We start from the raw sequence: 14,569 nt of genomic DNA on the forward strand, positions 1-14,569 counted from the left end.
AAGATCTGCATTTAAGAACTCCTCAGTTGCAGGAAACTGTATGAATAAACCATCGGTAATATCTATTCCAACATCTCCTGAACGCATCGTATATTCCAGAACATGGCCTCCTGCACTATGATCACTGTTAATGAAATGCAGGTGATAACCCGGAACATTTACATTTTCGACATACTCAGGAAGCCAGAAACCCACTATTGTGCCAGAGACATTTTCAAATTCAAATGTTGGCTGGTATTTTGTAACATCTGCAAGTCTTGGATATGGTTTCTCCTGCGCAGGAACACTACGGGTTTTCATGTGACTAAAATTACCTTCTATTCTTATGGCATACATCAGGTTCCTGCTTGGCATGAGAGTGCCAATATATCCGGTAAGTTCAGTATTGTTTATTTCCTGGTTTACTGTTGCATATATGTCACTCTCGAACTTCGTTACTGCTGCAAAAGGTGTTTCCACCGAATCGTTCACCCTGTATGCTACCCCATCGGCCTTTACCTGATAGACAATATCATCCAGTAACACCATTTCCCCGTCAAGGCCATTGAATGTTCCAAGTCCCAGATCACCATGCTGTTTCAATTCGCCTACCGTCAGGTCACCCGCATACATACCTTCCAGCAATGCATCAATAGTTGATGTCTGGTATATGACATCATTGTCATATTCTTTATTTGCAGGTTCTTTTTCTGTGCCTATGCAGCCCGAAGAGCAGGCCGAAATGAGAAACAGACAGCATATCATTTGAATTATTGAACTTCTCATAGGGATCACTATAACTATTCTATCAATGGGATATATGTTTGATCAGATCATCCGGAAAAGGCTGCAGTATATCCACCGAAGTGACATGAAGATCCGAAACACTTTTGCAAGTTACGGGGTCTGCATTCCGCTTCCACATCCGAGATCAAGTATCGTTGTATTTTTTTAACTCAGACACCAGACACTTCTGGTTCAAACGTTTTTCCCTGCAAAAATTTATATATCTATATTGCATGGTAATCCTTGCTTTGAGTGTGTAACTGTTTTGAGAACATAAGGCTTTTAATGGTATTACTTTGTAACTGCTATTTTCCGTATGCTTCCAGCAAGTGCACCTTTTAAGCTTATGTGTAAAGGAAGTGAAATAGTTGTTCAACAAAAATGAATCAACTGCTCCAGTTGATGCTGGAAAGGAATATGAAGTAACCATCGAAGATATTGCAAAAGAAGGCGACGGAATTGCCAGAGTAAGCGGTTTCGTTATCTTCGTTCCAGGCACATCTGTGGGCGACGAAGTAACCATAAAGGTCACAAAGGTCATGCGCAAGTTCGCATTTGCTGAAGTTGTAGAGTAATAATAATTAAATTTGGTTTCTAAGGAAAATCTGTTAGTATGATTTTCCTTATCTCTTTTTCTTTTATCAAAAAAGTAGTTATAAAGTACTTTAAGGTTCCTTCCGGTTATTTGAGGAAGCCCTTACGTGCAAGCCAGTCCACCTGTGGCCGGGTATATCTCCAGATCACATCGGCTTTTGAATCCTGTATTTCCCAGGGAGTGGCAATGACCAGATCTCCTTCTCTTACCCACATACTTTTTTTCTTGGATCCGGGGATCCTGCCCATGCGTACAATACCATCCATGCACTGTAATCTCACGCGGTTAGCGCCAAGCAGACTGGAGACAGTAGCAAATACTTCATTATCTCTTTGGCGGGGGGTACGCACCTTTGTGATCTGTTCCGGACTGTTACTTCCACTTTGTGAGTTCTTCTTGCGGTTATTGCTTCTATAATTTGCCAAACTGATTCCTCCATTTTGTATCTTCATATAGGATAACGGATGCGCCTTAGTAAAGTAAGAAGTTCCACAGGATCTTCAAAGAGATGCTACAAACATCGCCCATGATCACTTCTGAGCTTAAGCGCCTTCAGAACAAAACCATAAATTTCATTCAGAAAAAGACAATCTTCAATGATAATTATACAACTTTACTCTGGGTATACAGTAACATAACTGGCCTAAACTATATAACTTGAACGCATAAGGAGACTGGCAACAATTAAATAAACCCTCTTGCTTATGCGGCAGGAAAAACTATCATAACATTAAATCAAACCTGGTGTTTCAAGACACAGTACTGATGATCAGATGTAGGTCAAGAACTGTGAACACGGATATCAAAATCAACTAAGGAGAGATCATCATTTTAATAAAGGTACCTTATGGGCAGGAATATATTGACCTGGATGTAACTATTCCTCACGAGATCATTGCTCCGGTCAATGTGAAGGTTGGCAAGGAGTCCGAGATCATAGCACAAGCCCTGGAAATACCTGTTGGTATGGAGGCGTTTTCCACTTTTGCCCGCACAAGCGATAAATTACTTGTCCTTGTGAATGATGGCACCAGGCCAACTCCCACATCAAAGGTGCTCAAAGAACTATATCCCATTTTAAAGGAACATCCTGATGTAAAATTCCTGATCGCCACCGGAGCACACAGGGGACCTACTGAAGATGAGTTGAAGTATATATTTGGTGAACTTCTGGATGAGTTCCGCAGCAGTATACATGTGCATGATGCACGCAAAGATGAAGATATGGTATATCTGGGAGAATCAAGCAACGGTACCGAGATGTATCTTAACAGGCTTGTCACTGAAACTAAGAACATCCTGGTGATAGGGAGTGTGGAACCGCACTACTTTGCAGGCTATACCGGTGGCAGGAAATCATTCCTTCCGGGAGTTGCCGCTTACAGGACCATAGAAATGAACCATATGCATGCTCTTTCCGAGAAGGCCGCACCTCTTGCCCTGAAAGGAAATCCGGTAGCAGAAGATATGGAAGATGCCATGAAGGTATTGAATGACCTGCACGTATTCTCTATACAGACCGTCCTGACAGCGGATCATGGATTATATGCTATGGTAGCAGGGGATCTTAAACTGTCATTTGAATTAGCAGTGAAAAAGGCAAACGAGGTTTTCTGTACTCCCTGCGGACGGAGAGGGAACATAGTCCTTACTGTAGCCCCATATCCCATGGACATCGACCTGTACCAGTCCCAGAAAGCTCTGGAGAACGGAAAACTGGCACTGGAACAAGGCGGGATCATAATACTTGTTTCCAAATGCAGGGAGGGAATAGGAGATGACACATTCCTTAAACTGCTTTGCTGTGCTCAGACTTCCGAGGAAGTTATGCAGAAGATAGCCGAAGGGTACAAGCTTGGGTATCATAAAGCTGCCAAGATGATACAGATGGGAATGCATGCCCAGATGTGGGCAGTCTCAGACCTGGATACTGGTACTTTGGAAATGGCCAGACTTAAACCTCACACAGACCTGCAAGAAACTTTTGATATGGCGATAGCTACCATCCGCGCTAAAGGTAAGGAACCTTATGCAGTGGTCCTGCCACAGGGGAGCCTGACAGTGCCGCTTGTCAAATGACGGAACCCACAATATCCCTGCTATTGAAAGATGGCAAATACTATCGATCTTTTAACTGGATATCTTATCGGTTACCTGAAAATAGTGTAAATTATTCATTAGAGATGATATTTTGAACTCTAATTTTTAAACGTATTTTAAACTCAATACTAACTTAAATAATAAAAATGGGGATAATACGGTAGTTTTATATATATTGAAATTACAGAAGATAATAGATTGTATAACTAGAAGCAAATCTAGCATATATCAATCTATAAAGTCTGCTAATGGCTTTAAATGTTCAATGCGGTATGAAAACTGCAATAAACCTTGTACAGCCTGTTGAATTGCCTCAAATTATCATATAATAGGCAAAATGGTATTTCTCCAGCTGGAGGTGAGAAGAGAATGGCAAAGAAAGAAGAGCAGAAGAAGGTAGCAAAAGCAGCTGAACCAGCAAAAGCGGCTGCAAAGGCACCTGCAAAGAAAAAAAAATAAATATATTATTCAGTAATATAATTTTTACTTGGGAGGTAAAAACTTCTCATTTTGTTTTTTGGCAATGTATCTTTTCAAGGCGACTTTATATATCTGAGTTCTGTTATTCTACACATCTGAAGCAATAACATAGTTTTGCCTATCCCTTATATTACTAGCAGTGGGTTTGCATTCTAAAAGCTTTTCAGGATCAAAGTGATTATATGACAAAATTTGACAGTTTCAAAACGTTCAATCTATCCCAGAGCATGCTGGATGTTCTGGAAAAGAAAGGTTTTTTCAAACCCACTCCCATCCAGGTACATGTTATTCCTCTCCTTATGAAAGGAAACCGCGATATCATCGGACAGGCGCAGACCGGTACAGGAAAAACTGCTGCTTTCGGTATACCCATAATTGAAAGACTGACAGGGAATGCAGCTTCCATACAGGCTTTGGTCCTGACCCCCACAAGAGAACTGGCACTTCAGGTGTCTGAAGAGCTAGAATCTCTCAGAGGGGATAAGAACATAAGGATCGTGCCGTTGTACGGTGGCCAGGCTATCAAGAACCAACTTAAGACACTGACATCTGGAGCTGACATCGTTGTAGGTACTCCCGGAAGGATCATCGACCATCTGAAAAGGGGCAATATAAAACTGGACTCTGTCTCCTATCTTGTACTTGACGAAGCAGATGAGATGCTCAACATGGGTTTCATTGAAGATGTGAAGGAGATCTTCAGGAGCACAAATGAGAACAAGCAAATGCTGCTGTTCTCAGCAACTATGCCTACGCCTATAATCAAGCTCGCAAAAAAGCACATGAGAAACCATGACTATGTTTCAGTGTCCCAGGAAGACCTTATCGCAGAGTTCACTGACCAGGTTTGGTTCGAACTTACAGAAGAGCAAAAGTTTGAGGCTTTATGCAGGCTTATAGATATAAACGATGGTTTTTACGGACTGGTCTTCTGTAATACTAAAAGTGATACTGTTGAGATAGCCCAGAAGCTGGGAGAAAGAGGGTATGCTGCTGATGCCCTCAATGGGGATCTCACCCAGGACCAGAGAGAGAACATCCTTAAGAAATTTAGGACTCGGAGGCTCAATATTCTTGTTGCTACGGACGTGGCAGCAAGGGGGATAGATGTAGTGGAGCTGACTCATGTGATAAACTATTCCTTACCTCAGGATGCTGAATCTTATATTCACAGGATAGGCCGGACAGGCAGAGCGGGAAAACAGGGCACTGCAATTACTTTCGTTACACCCGCCGATTCACGCCGGTTCGAATCTTTCATAAGAACCGCGGGTGCAGAAGTGAGACTGGAGAAAGTCCCATCTGTAAAAGATGTTCTAAACAGCCGTACAAAGAGTTTCAAGCGGGATATAGCACAGATCATCAGAACAGGAGAATATCAGGATTTTCTGAAGCTGGCAAACGAACTGCTTGACAGACAGCAGGCCAATGCTGTGGTCGCATCCCTCCTGAAATATTATTTCCAGGATACTCTTAAAGAAGACCATTATCCTGAACTGGATGCGGGCAGATCTAAAGAAGATGACGGCAAAGTGAGGCTTTTTGTAGCTATTGGAGATTACGAAGATATGACCCCTGAAAAGATGCCAGCTTTTCTCAGCAGGGAATCAGGCATAAACGACCTGGAGCTTGACACTATTGAAGTGTTCTCCAAGTTCTCTTTTGTCACAGTTCCCAAAAAACAGGCTGATCTGTTACTCAAAAGGTTTGCAGATATGCGCAAAAGGAACCGTCCCTTTGTGGAACTGGCAATGAACAGTAATGTAAGGGAAAACAGGAAGAAATAGCCAGCCTATGGCAACTCAAACCCCATCCAACGAATATATCCCGGAAAGCATAAATTGAAATGATCAGCAGAAGCATACTCTTTGGATAGCGATCACTATCCACGATCGTAACACATTATCAGAATGATCAAAGACGAGATCAGTAACTTTTTTCTTTATATTCCCTGAGTTTTCTGGGACTGACTTGCATTCCTTTGTATTTTTTCTTTTCAAGTCTTTTCAGTCCTATTTCTGTCTTTTCTGACTGGAATGCAAGTTCTGCATTCAATTTATGGTAACTGTCCACTCTTTCCTTTGCAATGCTTCCTTCCTGGACCGCTTTTTGGACCGCACACCCCGGTTCCTGATCATGTGTGCAGTCTTTGAAACGACACTTTTCAGCTACTCTGGCAATATCGGAAAAAGCTTTTTCTAACCCATCGTAACTATCCCCGAGCTGGATCTCCCGGATACCCGGATTGTCAATAATTACTCCTCCGTTTGGTAGCAGGAACAATTGCCTTACTGTGGTTGTATGCCTACCTTTTTCATCATCTTCCCGGATATCATTGGTTCTCTGGACAGATCCATCAAGGAATGCGTTTATGAGTGTGGATTTTCCAACACCGGACGATCCCACGAGTGCCACAGTTCTGCCTGGTTCAATATAGATCTCAAGTTTATCCAGACCTGCTTTTGAAAGGGCACTTATAGCAATGACCGGAACATCACCTGCAATATTCCTTATTTTATCAACAGCTTCAGTGGGTTTATCGGTAAGGTCTGCCTTGTTCAGTACAATTACCGGTTTTGCACCCGATGCGTATACAACCGTGAGATAGCGTTCAATTCTTCGCAGGTTAAGGTCTTTTCCTGTTGCTGTTACAATAAAAATAGTATCTATATTTGCAGCAATTACCTGCTCTTCATTGTTATCGCCTGCAGCGCCTCTTGAAAGACATGTTTTTCGGGGTAGGACATTGACTATTATAGAAGAATTAATTTCTTCCTGGTTAAGCAAAACAACAAAATCGCCCACTACCGGCTGTTTACCTATTCGTAGAAGTGCACCTGATAATCCGGCTTTGATGATGGTGCCTGAAATGAGAACTTCCCAGTTGGTTTTATGTCTTGACACGATCCTTCCGGCTATGTACGGGTCTTTGTAGACAGAAAAAGCTGATGCGAGTTCTTCATCCCATCCCGGAATTGTTGTCTTGTCAGCAAGATCTGAATCTATTGGAAGTGAATGCATGTCCATAAAGAATTCTTTTCCGGGTATTCTTAAATAATTTGCGGCAGATTATTTTAAAATCCAATTTGCGATATGCCCCAGACCAAAAGAACTTTAATATATTTTCATCATGTCCCTTTTTATGAGCGAATCTGCAATTTTTGAGATATTTGACGGCCTGCCGCGCCAGGGTCCGGGCAGTAATGAATGCACAGAAAAAGCCTTCAGGTCGATCTCTTCTATTCCGGATGCCAGAATACTTGACATCGGCTGCGGAGTGGGTATGCAGACACTGCATATTGCAAAGATATGCGGCAACTGCCACATAACAGCAACTGATATTTACCAACCCTATCTTGACGATCTGATGCATAAGGCTGCTGCAATGGGACTTGCCGATAGGATATCAACAGTATGTGCCTCTATGGACGATCTGCCTTTTGAAGATGGCGAGTTCGATATAATATGGTCAGAAGGTGCCATCTTTGTTATGGGTTTTGAAAAGGGACTTACCTACTGGCAACGCTTCCTGAAGGATGGGGGGTTCATGGCGCTGACCGAAGCAGCCTGGTTTACCGATAAACCTTCGGCTGAAGTGCTGCAATTCTGGCAGGAATGTTATCCTGCCATAAAGACAATTCCCGGGAATGAGAAGATCATAAAGGCTGCAGGCTACAAGATCATCGACAAGTTCAGATTGCCGGCATCTGCCTGGTGGGATGATTTCTACGTTCATTTTGAGAAAAGGCTTGATGAAATAGAAGGAAAGTTCAAAGGCGATACTGAAGCCGAATCTATAATAGCTTTTTCGAGAAAGGAAATAGAGATATTCCAAAAATATAAGGATGAGTATGGATATGTGTTCTTCATACTCCAGAAAGGAGGATGAAGATACCACAAGGACCCTCAGGAAAAGATCATGGGGAGATGAATTCTCACCCACGAAGGAAACTCCATAGATATTTCTTCTTTTATAACCGAAACAGATGTTTAACAGCAATCCTGCTCAGTTTTCCTGTTTCCAACACCGAGTACAACAATTTTTGTTTCCATTGGTGTTTTCCATCCCATCGGGATAATTTCCTCTTTATTAACATCTATTTGGATGTGATCTGATCCAAGTCCGGCATCTTCCATGTAACTGAGGACAGTGGTTTCCCCAAGGCTGATGGCATAATTCAGTGCTTCCTGGTAATCATGGAAATTACTTTTCCCACATTCGGAAAATACAAGGAATTCCCAATCCGGAGCTGCCATTGATGCTGGTCTTATCAGCACTTCGAATCTTCGGATACCTTTTGCAGCCAGTGCACCGGCAGCATTCCCTACGCTGGAATATTCCGGAAGGATTATTTCCGCATCCAGTATCTCCTTCATATTTTCCACAAAGGCAGCTGTAGGTCCGCCTATCAGCACAACAGGAACCTCCACCTTGAACTTTGCAGGTGACTGGATATTAAATATTTTCCTTATTTCTTTTTTCTCCACCCCTTCAAGGAAGAATGACATGAGATCACATGCCATGTTCTTTGCAAATTCCGCCTTGATGTGCCTTGCAAATTCATATCTGTCCATGTCCACTAATGAACCAAGCAGATCAGCACCTGTATTTGCAGCTTCGACATTCCTTTCCGTATACTCTCCAAGCACGTGTAAGGCGTCCGTGAGCGTGAACCCGATAGGTTGCAAGAGCCTTTTTTGAATAAGACTATCCAGTACATTGCTGGCAGGATATTTTTTGATCCGGTTGAATATCTCTGTTATCGATGTAGGATGTTTTTTCACGGCATCGAGTATCTTTTGTTCTTCTTCGCTGACATTCAGCACCTCATAGTCTGTCCGCAGGTAGAACTTTGTTGGCTGATAGTTGATACCCAACTGCATTTTAGTGGGCATTGGATTTATCCTGAGATGCTCGAGGAAATCGGGATAAAGCACAGCAGCCCTGCATAGGGGAATAACCCTTCGAGGACCTATATTGATATCTTTGCCTTTGACCCATACATGGCTGTCACCACCCATTGCAGATGTTTCCATCCTGATCGCCTTAACCCTGGTCTTCCACCCGCCTACAACCGCGCCGGAATCACTCATATTGGGAACCCCGCTATAGATAACTGAAATATCTGTGCTGGTGCCTCCCACATCTATAACGGCACATGTTTCCTTTTTCGCAAGGAACGAAGCTCCCACAAGACTCCCCGCTGGTCCTGAAAAGATGGACTCGATGGGTTTTTTGAGGGCGCTCTGTATGCCTATGACAGATCCGTCACATTTGAGCATGAATATCTTTGCATTTATCCCCCTTGAAATTATTTCTGTTTCAACGTTCTTCATGAATCTCTCGGTCACAGGTATCAGTTGTGCATTAAGGACGGCTGTAATTGCTCTTTCAAAAGCTCCAAGGTCCTGAGAGAGTTCATAGCTGCAGACCACAGGAAGGCCTGTGAGTTCCATGATAAGTTCCTTGGCCATAAGTTCATGGTCATGGTTTCGGATGCTGAAATATGAGGATATTGCAAAAGCTGAAACCTTATTTTTTACCTCCATAGCAAATTCTCTGATGGAATCAAGATCCAAACTGTTAGTTTCAACACCATTGTGATCATGACCGCCGCGTACCTGTATAAAATGCCTCGTTGGAAGCTCTTGCCTGATATCGTAGTTTCCAATAAGTATCATGGCGACAGGAAAACCAGTACCTTCCAGTATACTGTTTGTGGAAAGAGTTGTGGATACTGACACAACTTTAACATCTTTGAGGCATGCAGGGTCCAGTCCGCCAATCGCTCTCTTGATCCCATCCAGCGGGTCCGGATAACTTGTTAACGCTTTATTCGCCTGGATTATCGAATTGTCTTCATCTCTTAGAAGAACAGCATCAGTATACGTCCCTCCTGCATCTATACCAAGACTATAGCTCATTATTACAAACTCCTTTTTTATTCTATAGGTAATGTGCCTAAATCTTGTAAAAACAAACTATATATATTCAGTGGTCCTCTGATTCACGGCGTTAATCCAAAAACAGCATCAACAAACTTCTTTTTATAAATAGTTGTTAAGTAAAGATGGTACAAATGCAAAAAATATATATAGTACTATTTATTGCTTTTCTTGGGAAGGCAGAAAACATTCCCGATGAAAAATGGCTAGTAGATCAACTGCAATCCTAAAAACCTTTCACTTATGTCCTGAACTTGAAGCTGCCAGGTGGATACCATAAGACACCGATTGTCCCTAGTTATAATTTGCAATGTACTCTTCATGGAACATCCTGACAACCAGCAGGAAATAAGATAGTAAAAGGGGTCCCACTATTAGGCCTATGAGGCCGAACAGATTGATGCCAATGATAATCCCCAGCAGGGATATCATAGGATGGATAGAACCAAGCTGTTTCTGGATGAACGGCCTTACGAAGTTGTCCATGGTGCTTATGACGATCCCTGTGAACAGGATCCCGACCGCAACAAAGTAATCATGCTGTAACAGCTGGATAATGACCGCAGGGAACCATACGATGGTCGCACCCACCAGAGGGAGAAAAGAAAAGACCGCTGCTACCGTACCCCACAGTATCGCACCCTGTATACCCATGAGAAGAAAAGCGATCGTAAGTATCCCGCCCTGTATTATGGCGATGATAAGAGATGAAACAAGAGTTGTCTTAACAACAACCCTGAACTCATCCAGTAATTTGTCAGAATTTTCCCTGTTAAAGGGAATAGCTGAATAGAGGCTCTTCGCAAAATCCGAATCTTCTCCTGTCAGCAGGTAGTATAAAAGGAAGAACATTATAGTGAATTCTATAGCACGCTGTCCCAGGCTTTGCACTGCACTGAGCAATACCCCACTGCCATAATTGGCAATGGAAGAAGCAAGTTCCACAACCTTTGTCCTTATATCCAGGTTCACTGGCAAGCGTTCAAGATGCAGGTCCTCCAGAAAAATGCGTACAGATTCTGCATACAGAGGAATAGAACCTATATACTCCAAGGCATTTTGTAGTTCCATTGCTATAGTTGAGATAAGGAAATACATAGGCACCAATATAAGAAGGAAAGATAGAGCAATAGACAAAAGGGCCGAAAAGCTTCTGGGTAAATGCCCTCTTCTGACCATAAGATGATATACAGGACGCAGCAGGACGTAAAGTATGAAAGCTCCCAGAAATGCATTAGTATATGGCAACAGAGCATGGACCAGCACGACTGCAAGCGCGGCCAATATCAGAAGTGCCATGATCATTTTTATGGAGCGTTCCATAAAGGGCATTATGCTCGAATAGTATAAAATAGTAACAGTTAACCTGAAATAATTTGACTGGTAATGATTGCAGTGAAATGGGAAAACAGGAACGCAGAACCACTGCGGTCCTCATGAATGCGGCTTATAGGCTTTTTTCCTCTGTTTCCAGTACCTTTATAGTGATCTTCATGACAGAATCGGGATTCAGGGATATGGAGTCTATGCCTTCCTTTACAAGGAACTCCGCAAATTCCGGATAATCACTGGGTGCCTGACCACATAATCCGCTGTGCTTCCCATTGCGCTTAGCTCCCTGTATAGCCATTGAGACCATTTTCATGACACCTGGATCCCTTTCGTCGAAGGAAGCTGCAAGCACCTCAGAATCCCTGTCAACTCCCAGGGTAAGCTGGGTAAGATCATTGGAGCCTATGGAGAAACCATCGAAATACTTGCTGAACTCGTCCACGAGCAGGATATTGTTCGGTATCTCGCACATCACATAGACCTGCAGACCGTTCTCTCCTCTTTTAAGGCCATTCTTTTCCATCTCTGTGATAACCTGTTCTGCTTCTTCCACCCGGCGGCAGAAGGGTATCATCAGGATGAGATTAGTGAGGCCCATCTCGTCCCTTACTTTCTTCATGGCCTGGCATTCCAGGGCAAAGCCTTCGCGATACCTGTCATCATAGTATCGGGAAGCCCCTCTGAACCCTAACATGGGATTGCTTTCGTCGATCTCGAAGTATTTACCACCCAGGAGGCTCGCATATTCATTGGACTTGAGATCGCTCATGCGCACTACCACTGGTTTTGGATAGAAGGCCGCAGCGATCGTGCCCACTCCCTGGGCCAGCTTTTCAACAAAGTGATCGGCCATGTTTACATAGCCCCGGGTCAGTTGCCTGATAAGAGTAAGAGTGGTTTCGTCTTTTACTTTTTCAGGATGCACCAAAGCCATGGGATGCACCTTGATATAGCTCGTGATTATGAACTCCAGCCGTGCGAGCCCGATACCGTCGTTGGGGATCATGGAAAGGGAAAAAGCCTCTTCGGGATTGCCAAGGTTCATCATTATTTCAGTACGGGGGCGTTTGAGGCCTTTAAGATCAACGGTTTCCACATGGAAGGGCAGGATGCCTGCGTATACCCGGCCTACATCTCCCTCTGCACAGCTTACGGTTGCTTCCGTGCCGTTGACCAGGTGTTCGGTCGCGTCCTCTGCACCTACCACTGCAGGGATGCCTAACTCCCGGCTCACAATGGCTGCATGACATGTCCTGCCACCTTTATTGGTGACGATAGCAGCAGCTGTCTTCATGATCGGTTCCCAGTCAGGGGTAGTGGTATCGGCCACCAGGACCTCACCTGGAATAAACTGCGGCAGTTGTGAGACGTCAGTAATGACACGGGCTTTGCCGGCAGCTATCTTTCCTCCCACGCTCCTGCCTTCTACAAGTACCTGACTGCGCTCATCCAGATAATAAGTTTCCAGAACATCCCGCGACCTGTGGGCTTGTACTGTTTCGGGCCTGGCCTGCACTATGAAGAGCTCGCCTGTTGTGCCATCTTTGGCCCATTCTATATCCATGGGCACGGGCTTGCCTGCCTTGTGGGAATAATAGTCCTCTATGGTGACTGCATATCTGGCCAGGGTCAATATTTCCTCGTCGTTTATGCAATACCGGCGCCTATCGGATTCGGGAACTTCCACATTACGGGTCTGGACCTTGGAATCCCCATGTCCGTAGATCATCTTTATATCCTTGCTGCCCAGCTTTTTCTGGACAATGGGCCTGTACCCTGCTTTGAGAGTGGGTTTGAAGACATAGAACTCATCAGGATTAACAGCTCCCTGCACAACGTTCTCACCCAGGCCGTAAGCACCTGTGATGAAAACCACATTATTAAAGCCGCTTTCCGTATCAAGGGTGAATATCACGCCGCTGGAAGCAAGGTCTGAGCGTACCATCTTCATGACACCGATGGAAAGGCCCACCTTGAAGTGATCGAAGCTGTTCGTGACACGATACGATATGGCGCGGTCTGTGAAAAGGGAAGCAAAACAGCGGATGCACGCGGTCTTCAGGGCCGGATAGCCATGCACGTTGAGATATGTTTCCTGCTGGCCGGCGAAAGAGGCAGTGGGAAGGTCCTCGGCAGTGGCAGAACTGCGGACCGCTACATCGGTATCAGGACCATACTCCTGGCAGAGCTTATCGTAGGCCGCCTTGATCTGCGCCCACAGGTCATCAGGAATGCCTGCCTCGAGGATGATGTCCCTTGCTTTGCTGCCTCTTGTGGCCAGGTCCTCCACATTACTTATATCAAGGCCCTCTATGGTCTTCCTGAGCTCATCGAGTACACCGGCGGCTTGCAGCATGTGCCAGTAGGCATCTGCGGTGATGGCAAAACCGTTGGGTATTTTGATGCCTGCGTTTTGCAGTTCCCTGTACATTTCCCCGATGGAAGCGTTCTTCCCTCCTACCTCAGGTATATCCTCGATCCTTATTTCCCCGAACCAGCGAATGTATCTTGCAGCCGATGTTGTATCCATGAGATCCCCCATTTTACTTTTCTTTATATTTGTATGTTAATGTATCTTAATAGGCTGGCTATCTGCGATAAATATTTATTCCTTAATTTAAACATAGGGTTTTAGGGACCAAATATGTGCCTTATGTGCAGCTAATGATGATGCTAGTGTTATACTACTGTTAATCTGCACTTCTGCGTGTGAGGACGAGATGGATGTATACCTTTGGCTTTTGGGTATACTTGTCGGCCCATGGTACAGCACGCTGATAAATTATCTAAACATAATAAAAATTCCATAGTAGTGATCTTATGAGTTCAGAACTTGATGATAAAAAAATACTGATGGTGGTTGCTCAGGATAACTTCAGAGATGAAGAGTATTTAGAACCGAGGGATATCCTGGAAGATGCAGGGGTGAGCATTACAGTTGCAAGTAACAGTACAAAAGAGGCCCACGGGGCGCTTGGCGCAAAGATAAAGCCCGACATCAGCATCAAGGACGCCATCATGACCGATTTTGACGGACTGATCATTGCCGGTGGCGGCGGTTCCAGGGAACACCTCTGGCCTAACAAGGATCTGCAGAGGCTGGTGAAGGATGCTTTCGACCAGGATAAGCTCGTAGCCGCTATATGCGTGTCACCTGTGGTCCTTGCCAGGGCGAAGATCCTGGAGGACAGGGACTGTACGGTGTTCAAGGACAAGGAATGCATTGCAGAGCTGGAGAAGTACGGCGGTCTGTATACAGATAAGGATGTAGTGGTGGACGGGAACATAATCACCGCAAGGGATCCGAAGGCTGCCGAGAAGTTCGGACATGCGATCGTGGAACAGCTCGCA

General features: G+C 44.3%; 11 protein-coding genes. 5 read left to right on the forward strand and 6 right to left on the reverse strand.

The genetic code is table 11. From position 1 onward, the window contains the following. Positions 1-765 (reverse strand): acetolactate decarboxylase (gene budA, locus AB7U21_RS06035; RefSeq protein ID WP_428387706.1); only part of this gene is annotated, 765 nt, incomplete at its 3' end. Between the two features lie 368 nt (positions 766-1,133). Between budA and AB7U21_RS06040 the strand changes: the two genes are divergently transcribed. After that, entirely contained in the window at positions 1,134-1,340 is a 207-nt protein-coding gene (locus tag AB7U21_RS06040) for a TRAM domain-containing protein (RefSeq protein WP_298683665.1), read from the forward strand. 106 nt (positions 1,341-1,446) lie between these two features. Here AB7U21_RS06040 and eif1A read toward each other — a convergent pair whose 3' ends face one another. Then, entirely contained in the window at positions 1,447-1,785 is a 339-nt protein-coding gene (eif1A, locus tag AB7U21_RS06045) for a translation initiation factor eIF-1A (protein ID WP_298683663.1), read from the reverse strand. Between the two features lie 409 nt (positions 1,786-2,194). Here eif1A and larA point away from each other — a divergent pair, with 409 nt between their 5' ends. Together larA and AB7U21_RS06055 are read left to right on the forward strand one after the other, a co-directional pair. Next, positions 2,195-3,439, forward strand: a complete 1,245-nt coding sequence (gene larA / locus AB7U21_RS06050) for a nickel-dependent lactate racemase (protein ID WP_428387723.1) — start codon at positions 2,195-2,197, stop codon at positions 3,437-3,439. A gap of 683 nt (positions 3,440-4,122) precedes the next feature. Then, entirely contained in the window at positions 4,123-5,727 is a 1,605-nt protein-coding gene (locus tag AB7U21_RS06055; RefSeq protein ID WP_428387709.1) for a DEAD/DEAH box helicase, read from the forward strand. Between the two features lie 139 nt (positions 5,728-5,866). Here the strand turns inward: AB7U21_RS06055 and rsgA are convergent, their stop codons facing one another. Next, positions 5,867-6,967 carry a ribosome small subunit-dependent GTPase A gene (gene rsgA / locus AB7U21_RS06060; RefSeq protein WP_428387711.1) on the reverse strand — a complete coding sequence of 367 codons (1,101 nt, stop codon included), beginning with the start codon at positions 6,965-6,967 and terminating at the stop codon, positions 5,867-5,869. A 115-nt stretch (positions 6,968-7,082) separates the two neighbouring features. Here rsgA and AB7U21_RS06065 point away from each other — a divergent pair, with 115 nt between their 5' ends. Further along, positions 7,083-7,829 (forward strand): class I SAM-dependent methyltransferase, encoded by a 747-nt coding sequence (locus AB7U21_RS06065; protein WP_428387713.1) that lies wholly within the window; start codon positions 7,083-7,085, stop codon positions 7,827-7,829. Between the two features lie 101 nt (positions 7,830-7,930). Here the strand turns inward: AB7U21_RS06065 and AB7U21_RS06070 are convergent, their stop codons facing one another. From AB7U21_RS06070 to ppsA, 3 genes are all read right to left on the reverse strand, one after another. Next, positions 7,931-9,865: a hydantoinase/oxoprolinase family protein gene (locus AB7U21_RS06070; protein ID WP_428387715.1), complete on the reverse strand. Its 1,935-nt coding sequence runs from the start codon at positions 9,863-9,865 to the stop codon at positions 7,931-7,933. A gap of 315 nt (positions 9,866-10,180) precedes the next feature. Continuing rightward, entirely contained in the window at positions 10,181-11,209 is a 1,029-nt protein-coding gene (locus AB7U21_RS06075; protein ID WP_428387717.1) for an AI-2E family transporter, read from the reverse strand. Between the two features lie 124 nt (positions 11,210-11,333). Then, positions 11,334-13,748: a phosphoenolpyruvate synthase gene (gene ppsA / locus AB7U21_RS06080; protein ID WP_428387719.1), complete on the reverse strand. Its 2,415-nt coding sequence runs from the start codon at positions 13,746-13,748 to the stop codon at positions 11,334-11,336. Positions 13,749-14,038: 290 nt separating this feature from the next. On the opposite strand from ppsA, the gene AB7U21_RS06085 reads away from it, so the two are divergent. Beyond that, a partial coding sequence (locus AB7U21_RS06085) for a DJ-1/PfpI family protein (RefSeq protein ID WP_428387721.1) occupies positions 14,039-14,569 on the forward strand: 531 nt, incomplete at its 3' end.

It is taken from the genome of Methanomethylovorans sp. (assembly GCF_050177135.1).
Taxonomy (GTDB): domain Archaea; phylum Halobacteriota; class Methanosarcinia; order Methanosarcinales; family Methanosarcinaceae; genus Methanomethylovorans.